This window comes from Chloroflexus sp. (assembly GCF_034434295.1).
In the GTDB taxonomy this organism is placed as follows: domain Bacteria; phylum Chloroflexota; class Chloroflexia; order Chloroflexales; family Chloroflexaceae; genus Chloroflexus.
The window spans coordinates 43,012-64,315 of the sequence record NZ_DAOTZQ010000006.1; the positions used below are offsets into that span (position 1 = coordinate 43,012).

The 21,304-nt window shown below is 51.4% G+C and carries 20 protein-coding genes; all 20 read right to left on the minus strand.

The genetic code is table 11. The annotated features are described in order from the left end of the window. Positions 1–3: 3 nt before the first annotated feature. The 20 genes from VAE57_RS01715 to purB all read right to left on the minus strand — a co-directional run bounded on the left by VAE57_RS01715 (position 4) and on the right by purB (position 21,242). On the minus strand, positions 4–1,656 hold the full coding sequence (locus VAE57_RS01715; RefSeq protein ID WP_322820188.1) for a carbon-nitrogen hydrolase family protein: 1,653 nt from the start codon (positions 1,654–1,656) through the stop codon (positions 4–6). Between the two features lie 8 nt (positions 1,657–1,664). After that, a complete protein-coding gene (tpx, locus tag VAE57_RS01720; protein WP_322820189.1) occupies positions 1,665–2,189 on the minus strand; it encodes a thiol peroxidase in 525 nt (174 codons plus the stop codon). Between the two features lie 35 nt (positions 2,190–2,224). Continuing rightward, positions 2,225–3,700: an aldehyde dehydrogenase family protein gene (locus tag VAE57_RS01725; RefSeq protein ID WP_322820190.1), complete on the minus strand. Its 1,476-nt coding sequence runs from the start codon at positions 3,698–3,700 to the stop codon at positions 2,225–2,227. 70 nt (positions 3,701–3,770) lie between these two features. Next, a complete protein-coding gene (locus tag VAE57_RS01730; RefSeq protein WP_322820191.1) occupies positions 3,771–5,039 on the minus strand; it encodes an acyl-CoA dehydrogenase family protein in 1,269 nt (422 codons plus the stop codon). Between the two features lie 22 nt (positions 5,040–5,061). Further along, the gene (locus VAE57_RS01735) at positions 5,062–6,537 is read right to left on the minus strand and encodes a dihydroorotase family protein (RefSeq protein WP_322820192.1); all 1,476 of its coding nucleotides are present in this window, start codon (positions 6,535–6,537) and stop codon (positions 5,062–5,064) included. Positions 6,538–6,671: 134 nt separating this feature from the next. Next, a complete protein-coding gene (locus VAE57_RS01740; protein WP_322820193.1) occupies positions 6,672–7,853 on the minus strand; it encodes a CaiB/BaiF CoA-transferase family protein in 1,182 nt (393 codons plus the stop codon). 57 nt (positions 7,854–7,910) lie between these two features. Beyond that, entirely contained in the window at positions 7,911–8,405 is a 495-nt protein-coding gene (locus VAE57_RS01745) for a 3-isopropylmalate dehydratase small subunit (RefSeq protein ID WP_322820194.1), read from the minus strand. Between the two features lie 36 nt (positions 8,406–8,441). Then, positions 8,442–9,665: a 3-isopropylmalate dehydratase large subunit gene (locus VAE57_RS01750; RefSeq protein WP_322820195.1), complete on the minus strand. Its 1,224-nt coding sequence runs from the start codon at positions 9,663–9,665 to the stop codon at positions 8,442–8,444. After that, entirely contained in the window at positions 9,662–11,074 is a 1,413-nt protein-coding gene (locus VAE57_RS01755) for a hydroxymethylglutaryl-CoA lyase (RefSeq protein WP_322820196.1), read from the minus strand. Before VAE57_RS01755 ends, VAE57_RS01750 begins: the two co-directional genes overlap by 4 nt. 110 nt (positions 11,075–11,184) lie before the next feature. Further along, positions 11,185–12,129, minus strand: a complete 945-nt coding sequence (locus VAE57_RS01760) for a hypothetical protein (protein WP_322820197.1) — start codon at positions 12,127–12,129, stop codon at positions 11,185–11,187. 103 nt (positions 12,130–12,232) lie between these two features. After that, positions 12,233–12,952: a hypothetical protein gene (locus VAE57_RS01765; protein ID WP_322820198.1), complete on the minus strand. Its 720-nt coding sequence runs from the start codon at positions 12,950–12,952 to the stop codon at positions 12,233–12,235. 32 nt (positions 12,953–12,984) lie between these two features. Beyond that, positions 12,985–14,112 carry an aromatic ring-hydroxylating dioxygenase subunit alpha gene (locus tag VAE57_RS01770; protein WP_322820199.1) on the minus strand — a complete coding sequence of 376 codons (1,128 nt, stop codon included), beginning with the start codon at positions 14,110–14,112 and terminating at the stop codon, positions 12,985–12,987. 28 nt (positions 14,113–14,140) lie between these two features. Further along, positions 14,141–15,070 carry a hypothetical protein gene (locus tag VAE57_RS01775; RefSeq protein ID WP_322820200.1) on the minus strand — a complete coding sequence of 310 codons (930 nt, stop codon included), beginning with the start codon at positions 15,068–15,070 and terminating at the stop codon, positions 14,141–14,143. A 31-nt stretch (positions 15,071–15,101) separates the two neighbouring features. After that, positions 15,102–15,905: a hypothetical protein gene (locus VAE57_RS01780; protein ID WP_322820201.1), complete on the minus strand. Its 804-nt coding sequence runs from the start codon at positions 15,903–15,905 to the stop codon at positions 15,102–15,104. Positions 15,906–15,960: 55 nt separating this feature from the next. Further along, on the minus strand, positions 15,961–16,869 hold the full coding sequence (locus VAE57_RS01785) for a hypothetical protein (protein WP_322820202.1): 909 nt from the start codon (positions 16,867–16,869) through the stop codon (positions 15,961–15,963). A 13-nt stretch (positions 16,870–16,882) separates the two neighbouring features. Then, on the minus strand, positions 16,883–17,698 hold the full coding sequence (locus VAE57_RS01790) for a DUF3891 family protein (RefSeq protein ID WP_322820203.1): 816 nt from the start codon (positions 17,696–17,698) through the stop codon (positions 16,883–16,885). 29 nt (positions 17,699–17,727) lie between these two features. Then, positions 17,728–18,186 carry a hypothetical protein gene (locus VAE57_RS01795; RefSeq protein ID WP_322820204.1) on the minus strand — a complete coding sequence of 153 codons (459 nt, stop codon included), beginning with the start codon at positions 18,184–18,186 and terminating at the stop codon, positions 17,728–17,730. A 75-nt stretch (positions 18,187–18,261) separates the two neighbouring features. Beyond that, positions 18,262–18,987 carry a GntR family transcriptional regulator gene (locus tag VAE57_RS01800; protein ID WP_322820205.1) on the minus strand — a complete coding sequence of 242 codons (726 nt, stop codon included), beginning with the start codon at positions 18,985–18,987 and terminating at the stop codon, positions 18,262–18,264. Positions 18,988–19,335: 348 nt separating this feature from the next. Beyond that, positions 19,336–19,584, minus strand: coding sequence for an NAD(P)H-dependent oxidoreductase subunit E (locus VAE57_RS01805; RefSeq protein WP_322820206.1), 249 nt, complete (start codon positions 19,582–19,584; stop codon positions 19,336–19,338). 257 nt (positions 19,585–19,841) lie between these two features. Next, a complete protein-coding gene (gene purB / locus VAE57_RS01810; RefSeq protein ID WP_322820207.1) occupies positions 19,842–21,242 on the minus strand; it encodes an adenylosuccinate lyase in 1,401 nt (466 codons plus the stop codon). Between the last annotated feature and the right edge of the window lie 62 nt (positions 21,243–21,304).

The following is a 21,304-nucleotide window of genomic DNA, read 5'->3' on the forward strand; positions in this document are numbered from 1 at the left end:
TGTTCAGGAAATCACAGGTTGCATCAGCATCCAGGGTCTGTTATGTAACAGGTGCGTACGATAAGACACCATCTTGTTGGCTGCTGCTGCCGGATGAATCGAGGCCAACGTTAATTCATCGCCCTGGGCCATCGTGACCACCGGTACATTGATGTTACCGTCGAAGGGACGGTTCTTCCATGGTGTCCACAGGGTAAAATCTTCGGTAATTGCATAGATACCGCTTGCCGTAGAACTGGCGACTACAACGTTCATTCTGTTTTCGGCAGCACGCTCCCGGAAGCCTAGTGTTACTTCCCATTCCTCCAAAACCTGCGTTGGCACCGCTACCACTGCCACACCCTGCAATGCAGCCAGACGGAACGCTTCAGGGTAAATCGCGTCATTACCTGTTATCAGGGCTATCCGTCCCCATTCGCTATCAAACGTATTCAGCGTATTTCCCAACCTGGACCAGGGATGTCTACCGCAAGGGTGTAACTGTGGCTGTTTGAGAACGACCCCTTTCTGGTTGAACAGTACGCCTAGATGGGTTTTATCTTCCACGATTGACGTCGCGATATAACAATCCTCTGCCACTGCTTGAAGCATGCGGATCATCTCGGACGAGGCTTCTTCAGCGTGATCGAGCGTGGTCACGTGAAATAACTCTGATAGGACAATGAGCCTGGCCCCTGCTGAAACGCCCTCTGCAACCTTTTTGATAGCGAACTCAAGCGCATCCCGTCCCTGGCTTGAGACCTGGATCGCTCCCGCCAACACCTCTGGTGCTGCGCTCAAATGATCAGGCTCCTGAGGATGATCCCCCAGGGGCACGTACAATTCAGGGCGTCGGGTTAAGAATATATCTGTCCCATCAGGTCGCAGTTTATGTTCTGCTTCACGCAAGTCAATATCTGCAAAAACCACCGCTTCGCCTTGCCGCGGGGCTTTCACCAAGACGCTACCATCAGGTGCAACAATTTGACTCTCACCTGCTCCTTCAAGCAATGTGGGTGAGATCTGTAATCGTGCTGCAACCATGTCGCGCAGTTCTTCGGGCACAAGCGAACCGACTTTATTGGCAGCAGCGACAAACACTTTATTCTCCGCTGCGCGAACCGGAATGTGCAGTGAAGCCTCATCGAATGCAAATGAGTTGAGGCTGTTGAGCAGCAAATGTGATCGCCGAACGGCGAGCGAGCGTGCCACTTCGGGGATGACACCGTCCATGCAGGCATACATACCCAACCGTCCATATTTCGTCTCCACCACGGGAGCAATGTCAGTAGCAGGAGTCAGGAAGTTGTTCTCATTTCCCATCAGGACCTGTTTATCATTCATGGCACAAATACGCCCACCTGGATTGAACAGGATGTTCGTACCTGTTACCTTACCATGCGCCCGACGCATAGTGACGTTAACCTTGATGTAGCAGTGATAGGAACTGGCTTTGGCCGCGATGGCCCGCAAAAAGGTGTCATCTGGAGTCACCGCCACAGCGTAGCAGTGTTCAGGGTTTTCATACCAGGCAAGATGGTTAATGAATTCAGGCAACACGATCACATCAGGCTTTACCTTCCCTGCCTGGTCAATCATTCGCAGACATGTTTGCAAGTTAGCGGCCAGATCGGTGCCCGTACTAAATTGGGCTACTGCTACCCGAATACGAGACATAGCTTGATTCACCCCAATGCTCGCTGCGCTTCAGCAATCACTTCGTCATAGTCAGGTTCGTCGCCCAGGGATGGCAGGTAGTTGACATAGGTGAGGATACCATCACGACCAACAATGAAGACGGCACGCCGCAGGTAGCGACGTTCTTTGATCAGCAGGCCATATTTCAAACCGAATTCGGTTTCGACCACATCAGAGAGCACTTTTACCCTGTCAATACCTGCTGCGCCACACCAACGCTTTTGGGTCATCGGAAAATCGGTGCTAATGGTATAGATAACTACCTCGTCGCTCAGCTTAGATGCTTCTTCATTGAAACGGCGCGTCTCGCGGTCGCAGACGTTGGTATCGAGTGAAGGGACAGCCGAAAGGATGATGACCTTGCCCTTCGACTCTTGCAGGGGACTCACAGGCGACCAATCAGCGGCATGAACCGTAAATTCGGGAGCAATGTCCCCCACCTGCACTGCATCTCCGATCAGGGTGACAAACGTATCACCCACCTTAAATGCATTCTTGCGAATGGTTACCATAGTAATACCCGTTTCTGTAGGAGATTAATTCTCGTTTAACGTGCAGCCACCCCAACAACCGACTTGCCGCAAAAAACATCGAACGTTTCAAGTGTGCCCTCTTCGCCAAATCCGCTGAGACCCCAGGCCGGGCGCGGAGCATCAATGTTGAGTTCGAGCAGACTGACACCATTGATCTTGACACCACCTGTATTCATTTGGCGAGCGATGCGAAAAGCGTGCTCCTCATCGCGCGAGAAGACATACCCACCCAATCCGTATGGAGACTGATTGGCAAGCTGGATGGCCTCTTCGTCAGTACGGAAGGTATGAACAGCAGCAACAGGCCCAAAAATTTCCTCTAGCGTATCCTGCGGACTGGCGTCCGTTATGAGGGTAGGAGAAAGGTAGCACCCGTGCGCCGGGACAGAGGCTGTCCTATGAATGCATGTCCCCCTGGCTGCTAATTCACGAATGGCAGACTCGACACGAGCTTTGTGAACCGGGTTTGCCAACGGCCCTAGCTGGGTTGCAGGATCAAGTGCATCTCCGATACGCAAGGAAGCCAGCCTGTGCAGGGATGCTTCCAGTACAGATTGGTAAATTGTGTCGTGAACCAGCAATCGCCCAAGCGCACGACACCATTGCCCGTTGAGAGTGGTCAAACCGGCAACAACACCCTCTGCCACTTTGTCAATATCGGCATCTGCGCACACAATCATTGCATTGTTGCCGCCAAGCTCCAGTTGCATGGATTTGAAATCATGCGCACAGGCCGCAGCCACGGCGCGCCCACCCTGCAAGCCACCGGTGAAGGAGATAGCACGCACGCACGGGTCGCTGACCAATTGCTGACCAACATCAGCGCCTCCATTTACGATTTGGAACAGGCCCCTGGGCAAACCGGCAGCTTCAAGCCCTTCTACCAGCAACAAACAGGAATAAGGTGCCCACTCGCTCGGCTTGAGGATCACAGGACAACCTGCTGCCAGAGCGTTTGCCACTTTATGCGCTGCTAATGCAGCAGGTGAGTTCCAGGGAACGATAGCTACCGCTACCCCAAGTGGCTTGCGCAGAATCTCTACATCACCACATGGGCCTGGGACAGTGCTGAAAACATACCCGCTACGCAGCACGCCTGCTGCCGCTCTAAATGCTAACCAGACAATTGCATTGACGAATTGGGTAGTGCTGAAAATGATCCCCGTATGGTATGACTCTACGCCGGCAATCATCGGCACGAGGGTCATAAGATGATTGGCAGCATTTTCGAGCATTTCAGCACGCGCTTCAGGCGGAGTGTTTGCCCATACACCTGATTGATGTAACCGGTATGCAGTTTGCAGGGCACGCTCCAACTGCTCTGGATCGGTTGCTTTTTGAGGTGCAATAGGTTCACCCGTGCTTGGGTTATACACAAACGAACCAAGTTCAACTGTTGGTGGAATACGTTCACCGTCTATGTAGTCGAACAAGGTGAAGTGCTTTTCAATATCGGCCAGGGAAGGGATGTCCATCTCAGGAGATGTCATAGGATTCTCCTCCTGAATACAATCTGGTGAGAGCCATCGTTCGCGTATCATCAACTCTCCGTAACCAGTTTTAGCGCACGACGAACGTCTTGCTCTCTGCTCCTTCTACGATACTCTTCGCTGCTTCAAGACGGCCGCGCTCCGCAGGAAAGCCCATAACCAGGCTCATGGCAACATCACGGAACATGCGGGCAATCAGACCACGGTTAGCAGTGCCACTGGTGCCGGTCATTTTCAAAGCCATCTTAACGACTTCAAAAGCGCATTCAGAAATGACTCCCTTCGCCAGACGCCAATGCCGTACCACTTCAGTTTTTGACGCAACCGGCGGATCGCTGCTCTCCAGATCAATTTGGCGACGCAACCACAAGCGGGCTGTCTCTAGCTTGACTGCCATGTTCCCGATCAATTCCTGATGAAATGGACTACTGGCAATTGGCATGCCGGAGTCTTCAAACTTCATGGTCATTGTCTTCTCCAGAGCATAGTCATAAGCAGCCTTTGCTGCTCCCAGATAGATAGCTGAAATCGCGGGTTGATTACCCATCAACGATCCCCGGCTGGTTTCCATCAACTTGACAAATGCTCCGGGAACAGTCAGCGCTTCCTCGTCCGGCACAAACACATGTTCAAGGATGATGCCGTGTGACGCAGTAGCACGCATTCCTAACGCATCCCACTGCGGTCGCTCCCTCACCCCTGGCGCATCACGTGGCACAAAGAACATACACAGGCCCTCTGCGGTACTGTAGTCCTTGCGCTTCGCCACCACCAGATACGCATCTGCTACCCCGGTATTACAACCAAAGGACTTGACGCCGTTCAGTAACCAACCGCCTTCGACCTTCTCAGCCTCGGTGGCAACCAACACGGCACTTTGCGCAGATTTGACCGTTTCGCTGGCAAAATTGCCCAGAAGCTGTTTCTTCGTTCCCATGCGGTGCAGCACATTCTCAGCAAAGCGCTGCACGAGAGGGACCTCTTCGGGGCTGAATATACCATCCTCGATGGCTTCGAGCGCCAAAAGCCCGCGTGAGGCGGTCGAGCAATGAAAAAAGTAAGCCAGTGCCGTAGATGGACAGGCACTGCCCATAGCAAATGTCGCTGCCGCCAGGTCACGTAATCCGCCGCCCAACCCACCAAACGTTTCTGGAATAATCAAACCAAGCAAGCCGGCTCTTGCCAGAGTTTCGCGATGCGGCGCATAAAATTGCCCGCTTGCATCTGCTTCTTCGGCATGAGCACGCAATTCTGGTAGAATTGCCTCTACACGCTCAGCACGATCTCTTTCGGCAAGCGTAAGATCATCAAATAAAAATTCAGCAGTCAATTGGGCCATTGCATACTCCTCAAGCTGCGACTTAAGTAACCGATGACGGCATTGTTGGCCTGCGCATGTACCGGCCACGGGGGTTACCGATGATATTCCCGTTCTCAAACACCTTTTGGCCACGCAAAAAAGTAACCTTCACACGCCCGGTAAGTTCGTGCCCCTCAAACGGCGTATAGCCCTGCGCCGAGAAAGAATCAGTGGCACGAACAACAAATGTCTGGTCTGGGTCGAACAGGACGATATCGGCATCGAATCCTTCGGCAAGATCACCTTTCGACAGCAGACCATAGCGCTGAGCCGGATTCCAGCAAACCAGTTCGGCCATGCGATTGAGCGATAAGCCACGCTTTTTTCCTTCGCTGTACAAACCTGAAAGCAGATACTCCGTGCCACCGAAACCCGACTTCGCCATCCAGATGTCATCGGGATGTTGGGCGTTGTACTTCAGCTCTGCCGCGCAGCAGGCGTGGTCGCTGACGACCCAGTCTACATCACCGTTTAGCAATTTCTCCCACAAAAACTCGACGTCCTCACGGGGACGAATTGGCGGATTAACCTTAGCCAGCACGCCGTTGGGTTCGTCCACATCGAGCAGCAAATGGCCAATGGTAACCTCGCGCTTAAAGTTGATGTGAGGAAAAAGGTCGCGCATCATCAGGGAAGCTTCAAGTGCCTTGCGCGAGCTGAGATGCAGCAGATTGATATTGAGGCACCGTGTTTCGTAGGCCAGATACGCTGCAATGAACACAGCCAATCCTTCGCTGTGCGGAGGACGAGCAGCATGATAGGCGGGTAAGCCTTTCAACCTACCTTCCTTCTGGATGATGGTAGTGTATGCATCCAAAATATCGGCAATTTCGCAGTGCAGACTCAAACTTAGATAGGGTGCTTGCGCTGGATTATCCTCTATCATATCGCTTAACTTGCGCATAATGAACTCGAAATGCGCAAAGTCATATTTTTCACCCTCTTCCAGCTTCAAAAAATTGCGCTGTTGGTCTGATTTACCGTGTAATCCATGACTACCATAGAACATGAAAATCTTGAAGGAAGAAACGCCAAATTGCTGGAACAAGAAGGGCATTTCATCGATATGAATACGATTGATAGGAGCAAGATGATAAGCATAGTCAACCCAGTAGTTGCCTTCAGAGCGCCTCAGAACTTCGGGAAAAAACTCGCGATACGGCCCACCTTTGTTCAGGTAGTACTCGCCGGTACGAAAATAGGTAATGGTCGAGGTCACACCGCCCATTGCCGCAGCTTTAGACTCTGTCGCTGCGTCTTGTTCTAGCGGTGCGTAAATACCGACATGCATGTGCGCATCAACCAAACCCGGAAACGCGAGCAGACCACGGGCATCGTGGATATGCATCGCTTGATCTGAGGGGATTTCGGGCGCAATGTGCGCAATCTTTTCCTGTTGAATTGCAATATCTGCTGTGAATACGTCACTTCGATTCGGTCGCACAATCCGCGCATTTTTGATCAGTAAATCGTACATAAGCTCTCTCCATATAGCACTAGAGGGCAGCTAAACACGACAAACGCACGGTACAACAGAAGAAACTTATACTGCCAGACCCAGACTCTTTTGTTACCCTTTCAATATCTTACTATTTCCTATTTTCTATTCTTTTACTCGGCTGCAATAACACCAGATATTATCAATTGCTCAATTTCTTCTGACTCTAACCCCATCTCTGTCAAGATAGCTCGTGTGTGTTCACCGGGCCGGGGAGGATGATGTTTCAGTTCTGCACCTGTTCCTTCCAGAAGCAACGGCAAACGAGGCAAATATGTCTGTTTGCCATTAGGCAGGATAACCGGAAGCAGGCTAGCACCTTCTACAAGTTGTGGGTCGGTAAACAAATCTTCCGGCCTGGCCACCGGCGAGAACGGAATGTCAGCATACTCGCAGCGCTCAATGACATCAGCTTTGGAGTACCGGGCAATCATAGTTTGTATCGCAGGCAACAACCAGTCACGTTGTGCAATGCGCCCATTGTTGGTGGATAAACGCTCATCAGCCAGCCATTCAGGACGTTCAAACGCAGTACAGAAGCGTACCCATTGCTTATCACTGGTAACGCCGATAAAAACCTGGTCGCCTTCGGCGGTAGTGAAGATGTGATAAATCGCCCAGGCACTGATTCGTTCAGGCATGGGAGGTATGGGTTGCCGGCTTAAGCTAGCGTAAGCCATGTGATGCCCCATAATAAAGGCGGCAGTCTCAAATAAAGCGCTTCTGACAAGTTGACCTTTGCCAGTTTGATCGCGTTCGCGCAGAGCAGCCAAAATCCCTATAGCGCCCATCATGCCGGTTGCGATGTCTATAACAGATGCACCGGCACGCAGCGGCTTGCCGGACGGGCCGGTCATGTAAGCCAGCCCACTCATCATCTGCACAACTTCATCCAACGCCAGCCGATTAACGTATGGGCCAGGGAAAAATCCTTTGAGTGAGCAATAGATGAGACGAGGAAACGCAGCCGAAAGCGCTGCATAACCCAGTCCCAGTCGTTCCATTGTTGCTGGCGCAAAATTTTCAATAAGAACATCAGTGCGCTTAAGCAATCTAAAAATAACCTGACGACCTGCTTCGGTCTTGATGTCTACAGCTATACTCTTCTTGTTGCGGTTAAAAAAGGGATAGTATCCTGTGCCAAACCCTCTGAGATCGCGGGTGGGATCTCCCGAAGGAGGTTCGACTCGAATCACTTCTGCCCCCAGTTCAGCCAGGATGAGACCGCAGGCTGGGCCGAGAACAGCGTGGGTAAATTCGATCACGCGAATGGAAGAAAGGGTTTGAATCGTCATATGGTTTCTCGATGACGTATATCAATATCTACAACTTTCGTCGGCCAGGTTTGTGGACTACACGTAATCGCCATACTTCAACAAATAGTTGACCAGACCACCTTCCTGCAGAATTCGCATCATCTGCGGTGGCATGGGCGCAGCACGGTAGATTTCGTTCTTTGTGTGGTTAATCACCACACCGCCCTCAAGATCGACCGAAATCGAATCGCCGGGTTGAATGGCATGATCGACCTCCATAACGGGCAAACCGATGTTGATAGCATTGCGGTAGAAGATTCGGGCAAAGGATTTCGCAATAACTACAGAAATTCCAGCCGCCTTGAGCGCCAGGGCTGCCTGCTCGCGGCTTGACCCACAGCCAATGTTGTTTCCTGCAACCAGAACATCACCTGGTTGAACCTTTCTGGCAAACTCCGGCTCCAAATCCTCCAAGACATGGGCAGCCAGGATAGAGGGATCGAGGGTTTTGGTGTATTTACCAGGAATAATGCGGTCCGTATCCAGGTTATCCACCAGATAAACATGAGTGGTCGCACGCCTATGACTCATAACTGAGCCTCCGTATCAATACCGTCGAGACATTCGTCAGTCAGGTTCGGCAATCTCTCCAGCCAACGCCGAAGCCGCTACCACCGCCGGCGAAGCAAGGTAAACGAGCGCTTTGGGATTGCCCATTCGTCCACGAAAATTGCGATTGGCAGAGGAAATGACTACTTCACCATCGCCTGGTATGCCCAGGTGCGAGCCAACACAGGGACCGCATCCAGAGGTAATGAATGTTGCGCCTGCTTCCGAGAGGATTTGAATCGTTCCATCGCGCAACGCCTCATTGAACACATTCCTGGATGCCGGCGCAATGATCAGACGCACGCCATCAGCAATTTTTCTCCCCCTGAGTACCTGAGCAGCCGCGTGCAGGTCTTCAAGTCGAGCATTAGTACAGGAGCCAATGAAGGCATAGTGGATTCTCGTACCGATAACTTCATCAATTGGGACAACGTTTTCCGGCGTGTGCGGTCTGGCAATCTGCGGACGCAAGGTTGATACATCAAACGTCAGCCTTCGGACATATTCAGCACCAGCATCGGGATGAATTGGCTCGAAGAGATACCAGAGTTCGAGGCCTGATGGGTCAACCAGGGCGGCTTTTGCCCCCATTTCTGCACTCATGTTTGCGAGCACTATCCGGCTGGCCAGGCTCAGGCTGCGCACGGTTTCACCGGTGAATTCGATTGCCTGATAATTTGCGCCCATCGAGCCAATTTCTTTGACCAAACGCAGCATCACGTCTTTCACCGTGACGCCTCTGTGCAATTCTCCACACAGAGTCACCTGAATCGTTTGCGGCACTTTGAGCCAGGTTTTACCGGTGAGCATAACTGCCGCCGCATCAGTAGAACCTATCCCCACACCGAGCGCATTGATCGCACCATAGGTAGTGCTGTGGGAATCGGCACCGAGGAACACATCGCCAGGGCGAACGTGGGTATTCTCGATCATTAGTTGGTGACAAATGCCCAGACCAACATCGTACAGGCGACAGCCCATTTCACACGCAAAATCACGCATCAATCTGTGTAGATTGGCAATCGTTTCATTGGGAGCGGGAGAAGCGTGATCTATCACGAGCGAGACACGAGTACGATCCCAGATCTTTTTGCCACCCATCCCACGCAACGCTTGAATCGCAAAGGGTGCGGTCGCATCTGTTGCCATGACTCCGTCTACAGGCACAATGACGACATCACCTGCTCTGACAGATTTACCCGTATGCCGGGAGATAATTTTTTCGGCAATGGTCTGTTTCATAGGCACTTCTCGACCTGAGACGCGGGGGTGAGTAATTTGTGCATCTTAGCAGGAAGGTCTTTGCCCAGGAACGTCTCCATACGTCGCGAGAGAGTCGCTACCGCCGAGACATCTATTCCGGTATGTATCCTCATTTCATGCAACATGTGAGCAGTATCTTCGGTGGGGATATTCCCTTTAGCCGACGGAATGAACGGACAGCCGCCCAGCCCACCGAAAGAAGTGTCGAACATTGTCACTCCTGATTTGAGTGCTGAAAGCAAATTGGCAAGACCCTGTCCGCGAGTATCGTGCAGATGTAAAACGAGTGGAACATCGCCTGCCAGCAGTAACACTTCCTGTACGAGCCGGCGTACTGATTGAGGATTGCCTAAACCTGCCGAGTCGGCGAGTGCAAGTTCATCCACCCCCATCGCCAGGAAGCGCCGCGCCATTGAAACAACTCTAACAGGGTCGATCTTACCTTCATATGGACAGCCGAACGCAGCCTGCACACCTGCACGCACACGCATCCCGTGATCGTGAGCTATCCTGACCATCTCGGCTACTTCGGCCATACCTTCCTCGATGGTCGTATTGGCATTTTTCCGGGCCAAAGCCTCACTGGCAGGCACCCCCATCTCTACTTGCCTGACACCTGCTGCAATTGCCCGTTCCAGGCCCTTTTTGTTCAGCACCAGAGCGCTAAACACTACATCTTTGCGATCAGGAAGACGAGCAAACACCTCTTCAGCATCTGCCATCTGCGGTACGATTTTGGGATGAACGAACGACGAAACCTGGATGTGTTTCAATCCAGCATCGGCCAGCCGTGTGGCAAATTCAACTTTCATTTCAGTGGGGATACATTGCGCTTCGCGTTGAATACCGTCGCGTAAGCCAACTTCGATCAGAGTAACTGCAAGCGGTACAGTAGGAATATGGAGTGCCTCGGTGCGTCGCCATAACCGCTTGTAATACAGCAGAGGCATATCCAGATCTGAGACAGACAGATCACGTACTTCACCGACAAAAATGGTGTGATCACCACCTTCATACATTGCCCACACGGTGCAGTCTATCCAGGCCAGAGATTCAGGTAGTATTGGACTACCCGTTGTTGCCGTTTGTGTCTTTAATCCGGCGAAGCGATCTTTAATTTCAGACCTCATACCTGCAAAGCGAATTGCGATTTCCAACTGCTGCACCGACAGCACGTTCACAGCGAAAATGCCGCTTTCGGCAATGGCTCTGTGCGTGAATAACTTCTTGTTCAGGGAAACCATCACTAAGGGCGGTTCCAGGCTAAGGCTACTGAACGAACTGACGGTGACACCCAACGGTGTCTGATTGTATCTGGTCGTTACAACCGTCACACCTGAGGCAAATTGGGACATTGCACGTTTAAAACTACTAATATCAGAGGCCATCTACATCTCCTTGAGGTAATACAAAGACAATATCGTTCTGTCTGCGTACAAACAATTCGTTTGCTGCGCCAGTCTCTCCGGTAGACATTGCAAAAACGACTGTTTTGACATTAGTTCTCACTCCAGGTCAATACCCCAAAAGTGGTATATTGCATCCGATCAGATTGATACCATTGCCAGACAACGCTTAAAGTAAAATTGTCATCAATAAGAAATTCGCGGCCTCTGATTTTGAACGCTTCACCGTAGAAATGCTGACTGGTGTACAGTGCTCGTCCGTAACCGAAACTATTGCCGAACAGATCAGGACCTTCAAAGAAGTGACGGTTACCATTGCGGTAACGGTTGAATTTGTACTGTTTCCCGAAGACGCCACTTATCGAAACAATCAGCTCAGCCCGCAGTAAATCGAGCGGTCGATAGTCGATAGAGACCTGATTCACGCCAAGTGACTGCTGATCTGAGCCATAGACCATCATCTCACCATGCCACGTACCGCTCTTTTTGGAAGGCAACACGTGCGGTTTTCGTCCATTTATTCGCTCCGTTTCACAAAAAGCATCGATACGAGCCTGCGTTTCAGGATTGGTGTGATAATCGTGCGCGACCTTGTAGATTCCGTTGAAGACGGCACATATCTTAGGCCCGTCATAGAGCAGGGATGAGTACACCTGCGTTTGCATATCGGGCAAAATGTGCACCATCGTGCGCAGGTCAGCAGTCCATAGGGGGGAATAGTAATGAGCATCAACCAGCGTACCGTAAGGATGACCTGCACCAACGAAGTCAGGTCCCAGGTAAATGCGATCCCGGTCAGAGTCAATGACGCCGAAAGCAAATATATCTACGACTTCAAAGCGTGCTGCTAGCGGGCCGGTAGCATCCAGCAGACCTGTATTCATGACATAGGTAGTCTTTCCAGTCTCCTGATCGAATACTGAGGATCGGGAGACTCTGTTATACCCGATATGATTGCCCTCCGCGTCGAAGACCGAAGGGAGTCCAAACCACTCACCTTCAATGGTCTTTTGCCAGTTTGAAGATTGACCGGTCATACTGATCTCCTTTACCCGTTACCAGAAGTGGTGCAGTATGCGCTGGAGAAGTGTGCAGGATGTTCTGCTATTCTGCTTCTTTACCCGACTTTGAATACACGCTTTATGCTTCCACGTCCTGACTGCACAGAATATGACGCATCCGCTCGCCCATTTCTGTACCGACCAGTCGTTCGACTTGGGTCCAAACTTTATCGACACTCGGATTAAAGATGGCAGCGCGATTGAGGCGATCACGTTCGGCGAGGTCACCGGCAGGTAAGGCGTCGGCAGGCAGGCCATGGTCTACCAAATGGAACCAGTGTTCGAGATAGGCATTAACCGGTTCCTGAATGCGCTCGAACGCAGACTCATTCGCCCGGTACGCTAACATCCAGGGCGACATAAGTGCATATTGCTTTGGGGTTAGCTGAGCAGGGGTCAGCCCTTCAATTTGCCTGGCATGTTCAAAAATAGGGGTCAGTGCGTCGAAGACAGCATTCATGTAAGCCAGATTGGCACCTAAATCAGCACGTGGGATCAGATCCAGGTGAAAGGCGAAATGTGGTCCTGCCAGCACTGAATCAAGAGTGAAATGCGGCACCGGACTATCGGGATGGGTGAAGGCAAAGATCATGTGCGAGTCCAGCCCAATAGGATGGACGGTCAATCCGATGTACACCATCTTGCGTACTCGCTCACCATAAAACAAGCGAAGTGCGCCGACAGGTGTCGAGATGTGCGGCGAAGTAAGACTGATGTAAGGAGAACCGATCTCAGTAAGGTTGCAGCGAGTTCGGATCTTCTCCAGGGTACTGAGTGAGAGTTGTTGCGGCCGTGACATTGTTCCCTCCGCTCTCGATCCTGAGTGAGTACTCACTCGCTCTGCTTCGTAGGCTGCACCGTTGGCACTTCCTTCAACACCCAGGCACGGGCCAATTCGGGCACTTCGCGACGAGCTGGAGAGGGGATGACTACCGCACGTTGCCGGCCATATTCTTGTTTGATACGGCGAACATCAATCTGCCAGCCCTTATCAATGTATTTCTGCCGCATACGGCGATAGGCAATCTGGATCGCATCTGATCTGACCGACAGTTCCGCACCGATGTCGTAAGGTAACAATTCAGGACGCTGAGAGAGGACAATCGGATAGTCCTGGTAGAAGATTTTCAGCACTCGCTTCAAAGCATCACCATCAGCCCAGTTGCCTTTGAAAAAGGTGCGCATTTGGGTCCATTTGGTAATGGTGGTATATTCGTCAACCGGGATGTGACAATTGAACAGCACCATCACACCCATCGGTAAATGCACTTCCAGTAGTGTGATGCATGGCATCCAAAAACCGGTGCGTGTCTTCACATCAGGACGATTTTCTTTGTAAAGAACATGCCACAATCCCTTCATGTTTCGCTTGGGGGGCTTAAGCATAACGGTTGCTTCTGCACCGTATGGGTGAAGAATGACCTCATAATCAGGAACGTCTGGTTCTTCGCGATTGCCAAACGCGCCGCCGTGCACAAATGGAGCATGTGCTATATCAAGGCTGTTCTCCAGGGCACGCTCGTAGTACACCGGCCACTCGAATTTCCCGCGAATCACCTTAAAGCGTGGGTCGCCGAAATACGGCAGATCGGGCAAAGGTGGGCGCTCTGCTTCAGGAAGGTCACCCAAAAATGCCCAGATGTAGCCATATTTCTCAACCGTTGGATACGCATCAATCCGCGCTTTTTTCGGAGGAACCAGGTCGGGATGAGCAGGAATTCTGGCACATGCACCATCTGATCTGTATTCCCATCCGTGATAGGGGCAGACAATACAGTCACCGCTGACCCAACCTTCTGAAAGCGCACCACCACGATGCACACACAAATCGCTCAGTACATGCGCCCTGCCATCCGAGGTGCGATAAATAACAAATTCCTGTTCCAGGGCAGTTACCCGAACCGGTTTATCTTTCACCGTGTGTGAAAACTCTAAAGGCCACCAGAAATTCATGAGCATGGCTGCACTCCTTATCGATGAAACTGTGTTATTTCTTCCGAACAACGATATGCTTTCCGGTCAGTGGTTTGTTCTGCAAAAATGCCAGAATCAGTCCGGCAATTTGCTCACGAACCTCTGACGCCGGTCGCGTCATCTCCATATCGAGAAAAGAGCGGCCTGCCGTTTCATCGAGCGGATACGCGATGGAAAAATGATTTGCGCCTTGAATCAGCACATCATACGCCTGACTCGCTGCCGACTCCTGGTACGCTTCATCAAATGTTTTCGCGACCGGATCATCTATCAGTTCCTCTGTTCCGTAACGAATGCGGCTACTGACAATAACACCATCGCGAGCACCACGCAGAAGGAGAGTTGGCTTGCTGGCAATCTTCAAAACTGTGCCCGGTGCAAAGCCGAGAGCAGTAGACGCCATGGTGTGACCTGCATACGAAAAAACAGCCCTGACCTGCGCGAAAAATTGCCCATTCTGGAGAGCTACCGTCCCCCCTGCCGAATGACCGCCAAGGATGATGTTGTTCAAATCCAGGGCGCGATAAAGAGGATGGTGCTCATCCTCGTTCAATCTGGTCAGGCAATCCAATATCGACTGAATGGCGGGGCAAGTGGGAGCACTACCATACGTGTCGGGTCTGACTTTAGATAAATCAATACCAGGAGTAAGGCCAATCACGCCGGGAAGCGTCTCGGCAACATGCGCGTACAGAACTGTCACCAGGTTGGCACTTGCCAGCTTGAGCGCCAGCCAATGATAACTTTCAATGCCAATGTTGATACCGTTGAAGAAGAGGACAACCGGCATCGGAGCACACGACAGATCGGCTGGTATCACACCTGTCATGCGTTCTGCATCACTACCGGTAGCCGCAGCCGGATAATACACTTTCAGATGGAGCACATTGCAAGGCGGACGGGCATCTGGTAAAGCCACGGCATAGTATAGGGAACGGATCATGGCCTCTCCTGGTTGTCGGTCGTCAACTCGATCACCATTTCTCGCAATGACAGGTCGAAGACTCTGCGGTTAATGTGTAGAACCGCACCTGATGTAGTTTTTCGTCCTGAAATATCTTCCAAAGACCCGCTATCTGTCCACTAACCTGATCACTGACTTCAATAGCTGAGACAATTTGCCCTGGAAATGCTACAGCTTCCCATTCGGTTAGAGCACCATAACGTTTCCGATTGCCCTGCATTCGGCCGTACATAGCATCAATATCTTCGCTGGTCACAGGAAAACGTTCTAGCAATTCACCGTCTGACGAAATCACCTGACACACGCCGCGAAAACCTGCTAATGAGACTATTGGTGCGAGCACCGGAAAACCTCTGGGATCAGGCTCAGCAACCCCTGACAACGTAGCAACTTGCTGATTGGCTAAAAAGAATGTTCCGCCGGTTATCTGCCGGTTGGGCGCGAGCATGATTGAAAATGAGGTAAAGTTATACCCAAAACGCGGCCATATACCACGTGCGGTGATCACACCATCACACCACAAAAAACCACTACCCACAACATCCTGTCCAAGGTAATGACGAGCCTGTCCTTCCAGTTTCAGATCGAACACGAATTCGCCGACACGCCGGTTCATAATTGCAACAACTTCCTGAGCCTGGGGTGAAATTCCTTCGGCAATCTGCACAGGTTCGCAGATTTGCACAACACGAATCATCTCTCCTCGTTGCTGCAACAGGCGACGCTGATGAATAAGACCGGCGTATTCACCCGCAGGTGTGTACAGATATTCGCTAACCAGCCAGTCACCAACAAATGAGGTGGTTCCATTCATAGTTTTTGTCAGACAACACCTGGCACTGTTGTTTGTCAATTGCGCGTCAGGATTCTCACCTGCGTTCAAACGTCAGCACTCCAAACTGAGAGCCGATTCGCTGTCCTCCGCGATACCAGTGCTGAAGGATGGCCTTTTGGGCACCATCTAACGTTGTCACCTCACGTTGCCAGCAACGCAGATGCGCTTTACGATAGTAAAACTGACCGCTCAGAGCACGACCACCGCTCAGCGAGTAACTACCGACCACCTCCGAATCCTCAGTAGTCCAGGCTTGCCATTGATTGGTCACAAAAAGGGCACTGCACGTGAGAGTATGAAATGCGCCCCCTGCTGTCTGCATAGACAAACTTTGCGGGCTGCGCAATTCCAGGGTCTGGGTATATTCAAACTCGCCCAACGATTGCCCTACCTGATCAAGTGCTGTGAGCACGCCACGCCAGACACCGGTACGGTGCAACAATATCTCACCCCGACCACATGCAGGATCATCGTGTAAGTCATAGTGCGTTCCACTGATTAGATTTGGTTGTGGATTGGGTAAGTGTTCAGGCACACGATCGTTTTGACCGACGACAACGTACATCAGATACTCACCACGCGACATGTGGGCTAGTGAAAGTTGCAACCGGCCGTCGACGATCATTAAGAACAATCGTTGACTTAACCCAAGAGCAGGCCAGTAAGCATTGACATCTACGACCTGTTCACTAAGCACTTCCGCGTAGCCGATGTTCGCCGGGCCTTCATACAGACGGTACCGCTCTCGCTGTTGAATGAAATAGTGTCCGCTATGCTTGAAAGGGCCAACGAAGGAAACATCGATGCGTATACGCTCATCATCGATCAATTGCACATGACGATAGTCAGATCCGTTACCGAGCAATCTTCCGAACGTGTCAAAGACTTCAGCATTCCCTGACCAGCGTCCGAGACCCTGGAATTGAACTGTCTGGTTGGTCATAGTCGTTACTTAACTAATTGCACGTCAACCTGTACACTTGCTTTTGGCTGGGTGTGCTTGCAAAGATAGCTTTGAGATCTGTTCCAGGTGGCTGTGGCACCATGTAGCGACCTTCCACAACGATCTCAAGGGTTTCTGTCTCGAACACCCACGGTGAAAGGACGTATGTCCCATCAGAAAGAGGGGTAATGGTAATCGTATGGTCGCTACCCTTGCCATCAGGGACATTCTGAAACCTGGTCTGCGTTCGTGCTTCAGCGTGAGTCATCTGGAAGTAGAGGGCCAGCGTATCGAAGAACTGCAAAAGCTTATAGTTGTCGAACAAAGCCTGATGTTCAATCCAGGGTCTGGATACGGGATCGGCCCAGATCATCTCTCTGAGACGATTCTGCCGTTCCAATTCGCGAGCCAGCATCACCTTGACAGCATGCTGGTACTCGGCAGGGATCTTATCAACAAAGATAAAATCCGAAAGTCCATACCGTCCGTTGTACAGACCATACGTATGCATCGAGGAGAGCAAACCACAGAACGGATGATATTGTTCGTTGAAATCTGGCGATCCCTGACTGGTTTGAATTAGATAAGGAAGAGGTGTTTCAGTGAGATGATATGGCAGACCGGTACTAGGAGATTGCTCGCAGAGCGCATCAATTGCGGCCCAGCCTTCGTCATGGTGCTCGACAGTATAAATAACCAGGTCGTGAGGAACTGGAGGACTGAACGCTGCATTGCCAAACGCACGGGCAAGTTGACCACTGGTACGCGTATGGTCTACTTGCCTGATGATAAAGTGAGGAGCGCCTGGCGGAGCAGATTGAACGATCATAGTCAATCCTCCGTAGAGTAAATGTACAGCTATGGCTGTTGGATTCTCACGAAATCCTGGATTTGGAAGATATAGGTCTTTCCATTCCGCAATTTATGGGTGATAATACGACGGGTGTTGGGATCGATGAAGTAATGATTATTGAAAACCAGCGTATTCGAAACCTTACTATCAATGACAAAGACATAATTGAAAGGCGTCAGTTCTGTACCTTCCATGCTAAGTTGGTCACTTGACGCCCAGCAATATTTTCCATCTACAAAGATATCGGTGTGAAAGACGGTTTTGCCAACTTCATACAGGTTTTCAAAATCTTCCATGAGATGCCATGACTTGCCAACCTCGTTCCAGTAGACATCCATGTGCACCGCAGCCGCTTCGATGAACTCTCCCCTTGGGCTAAAAGTTTTGCACAAGCCTTCCCAACGTCCCATAAAGCATTGATAAGGGATGGTTGACGACGGATCGCCATAGTTTTTTGTCGTCATACGTTCACGTCACCTTTCCCGCTGACAGGTGAGATGAGAATTATCCAGAACCACGATCATCATTCACAACCGCTATCAGGTGCTGATCTGGTACTTGAAGCGATCACCACGATAACGTGCCTGCAAAAATTCGATAGGCTCACCACCGGGCGCAAAGATTGTACGTTGAATCATCAGTATTGGACTGCCAGGTGGTATATGAAGCAGTTGTGCATCTATATCCGAAGCAGCCACCGCTTCTACGGTGCGCAGAGCACGACTATGTTGCACTTGCGGCAAATGGCTGATATAGTTGAGTGAGCCTCCTTCAAGAAGTGCATCTTCGTTGATTTTCGCAGCAAATACCTCTGGCAGAAAAGCCACGTGGTGTCCGATAGGCTCGTCATCAGCCAGACGCAGACGGCGAATACAATAAACAAGGCTGTCAGTGATCAAATTGAGCTGCGCTGCAACTTCTTTGGTCGCTTCTGTATAGTACCTTTCAATCACCCGCCAGCCAGGACGAATACCCCTGGCGAGCATATATTCGGTTAGCGTGTCGCGGGCTTGTGGACTATGCGTCATTTTAGGCGGTGCTACAAATGTTCCGCGACCACGCTCACGTAAGAGCAAACCTTCGTGGACAAGATCGCTGAGCGCCTGGCGGACGGTAATCCGACTGATCCCGAACATTTTTTGCAGCTCTTGCTCCGACGGGATCAACTCATTTGGCTTCCATTCCCCAGTCTCAATCTTCTCAAGCAAAATCTGCCTGAGTTGATAGCGCAGCGGTAGCGGCGAAGTACGGTCGATTGTTGTCATAGAGTCTCTCTAAGAAATGTTATGATGTTATAACAATAATACATGCAATCATGTCATACGTCAAGAGGCTACAGGTGATTGAAGATACGTGAACTACACTAACCCACCTATTGGTCGCTGGATAAGCGTACAGCTTCCAGGCGACACTCATCGTCACCAGAGAACCGGTACTCGTCTCTTTCGACTATCACGACGGTCAGACTGCCCGGAGATCAACACATGCGGCACCTGCACTGCCGCTCAGCGTTCCACTGATATACGCGACAGTTCCAGTGTACCGATGCGATAGACGGCAAGCGTCGTATCCAGGCGGCAGGGCAGGAACGAGAGGTGTCTCCGCCACAACCCCTATTCCGGTGACTTCGTTACCGTGTGCAGTCGCGATTCGACGATTTCGATCAATTGTTGTGGAGTAATCCGGGGAAAATAGTCATATTCCAGCATAACCGCCGGCACATCATCGCATGCGGCCATGCAATCAAGTTCAACAATGCATAGCGCACCGGGATACGCTGTACGCAGTCGTGACAGTGTCTGCCAGATGTCGGGGCGGCTACGGGAGCAAAGCCGGCAAATCGTCAGTTCAATGACGGCCATTCCCTGCCTGCCTTTCTGCTATGACTGTTCATTTCGAGGGTGCAGATGTAGCGGTATCTCATCGTGCTATCGTCGCTCTGTTGTCTGATCGTCTCTGCTCTGGCAATGACTCTCAGACAGATCGTATCCGACATTCTTCTATAGTGTACACTCTTTGTCAATAGATTGCAAATACAAAATTGTGCATGTACCGGCAACAAACTCTTCCACTGTCACGACCGTGATCATCGTGACAGTGGAATTATATTGCATCATCGCTACGTCCAATTGCCAACTGTCGCCTCATCGCGTAGTTGGGCAAGCTTGACTGCCAGACCGATATACGCCGCAGGTGCGAGCGCCTTCAACTCTGCCCGCACCGCATCACTGACCGGTAAACTGTCGATGAAGCGGGCAACGTCTTCAGCAGTCAGTGCACGACCACGCGAAAACGCCTTCAACAGCTCGTAGGGTTCGGCAAAACCCTCACGGCGGAGAATTGTCTGAATGGCTTCGGCCAGAACTTCGGGATGCGCTTCGAGATCGCGACGCAAGCGGGCGCGATCAACAGCCACTTTTTGCAGGCCACGCAGCAATCGCTGGTAAGCGAGGAGACAATAGCCAAAGGCCAGACCCAGATTACGCAAGACTGTGCTGTCAGAGAGATCGCGTTGGAGGCGCGAAACCGGTAGCTTACGACTGAACAATTCAAGGAACGCACCAGCCAGGGCAAGATTACCTTCGGCGTTTTCAAAATCGATAGGATTTACCTTATGCGGCATAGTAGAAGAGCCAACCTCACCGGCACGAGCCGCCTGTACCAGATAACCATCGCTGATGTAGCGCCAGCAATCCTGGCTAAGGTCGGTCAGAATTGCACCAATCCGTTTGAGCGCATCGCAGAGTGCTGCCAGTGTGTCGTGCGGTTCAATCTGGGTCGTGAGCAGGATTGGTTCCAGATCAAGCGAACGTACAAAGGCACGCGAGAATTTTAGCCAGTCGATCTGGGGCAGGGCAACATGATGGGCGGCCAAAACCCCACTTGCGCCGTTGAGCTTACCGGTAATCTTGATCGCCATCATGTCGTTGATCGCCCGTCGTAACCGCATGAAGAAGACATTCATCTCTTTGCCAAACGTTGTTGGCGTCGCCGGTTGCCCGTGCGTGCGGGCCAGCATTGGCGTCGCCGCTTCCTCGTCGGCCAACTGCCGAAGGCGTTCGAGCAGGGCCTCAAGTGCCGGTAGCAAGACCAGCTCACGTGCCTCTTTGACCATCAGCGCATACGCCAGATTGTTCACATCTTCAGAGGTCAGCGCGAAATGCACCGCTTCCAGATGATCGGTTAAACCGAGTGTTGTTAACCGTTCGCGTAACCAGTACTCAACCGCTTTCACATCGTGATTGACACGTCGATCCCATGCCGCAATCGCCAGCGCATCATCATCACCAAACTGGCGGTAGAGGGCACGGAGGGCAGCCTGCTGTGGCGGAGTCAGCGACGGAACGAAATGGATGCCACGGGCACGCGAGAGAAAGATGAGATATTCCACCTCGACCCGCACACGATAGCGAAAGAGAGCAGCTTCACTGAAAAAGCTGGCCAGACTTGCCACGTCAGCACGATAACGGCCATCGAGTGGTCCCAGTGCTGCCAGCCGCGTTATATCGTCTGTTGTCATGAGATGCCTCCTGTTCCAAGAGTTATTGCCGTTACGAAGGGTACCATAGAAATGGCAAGTGG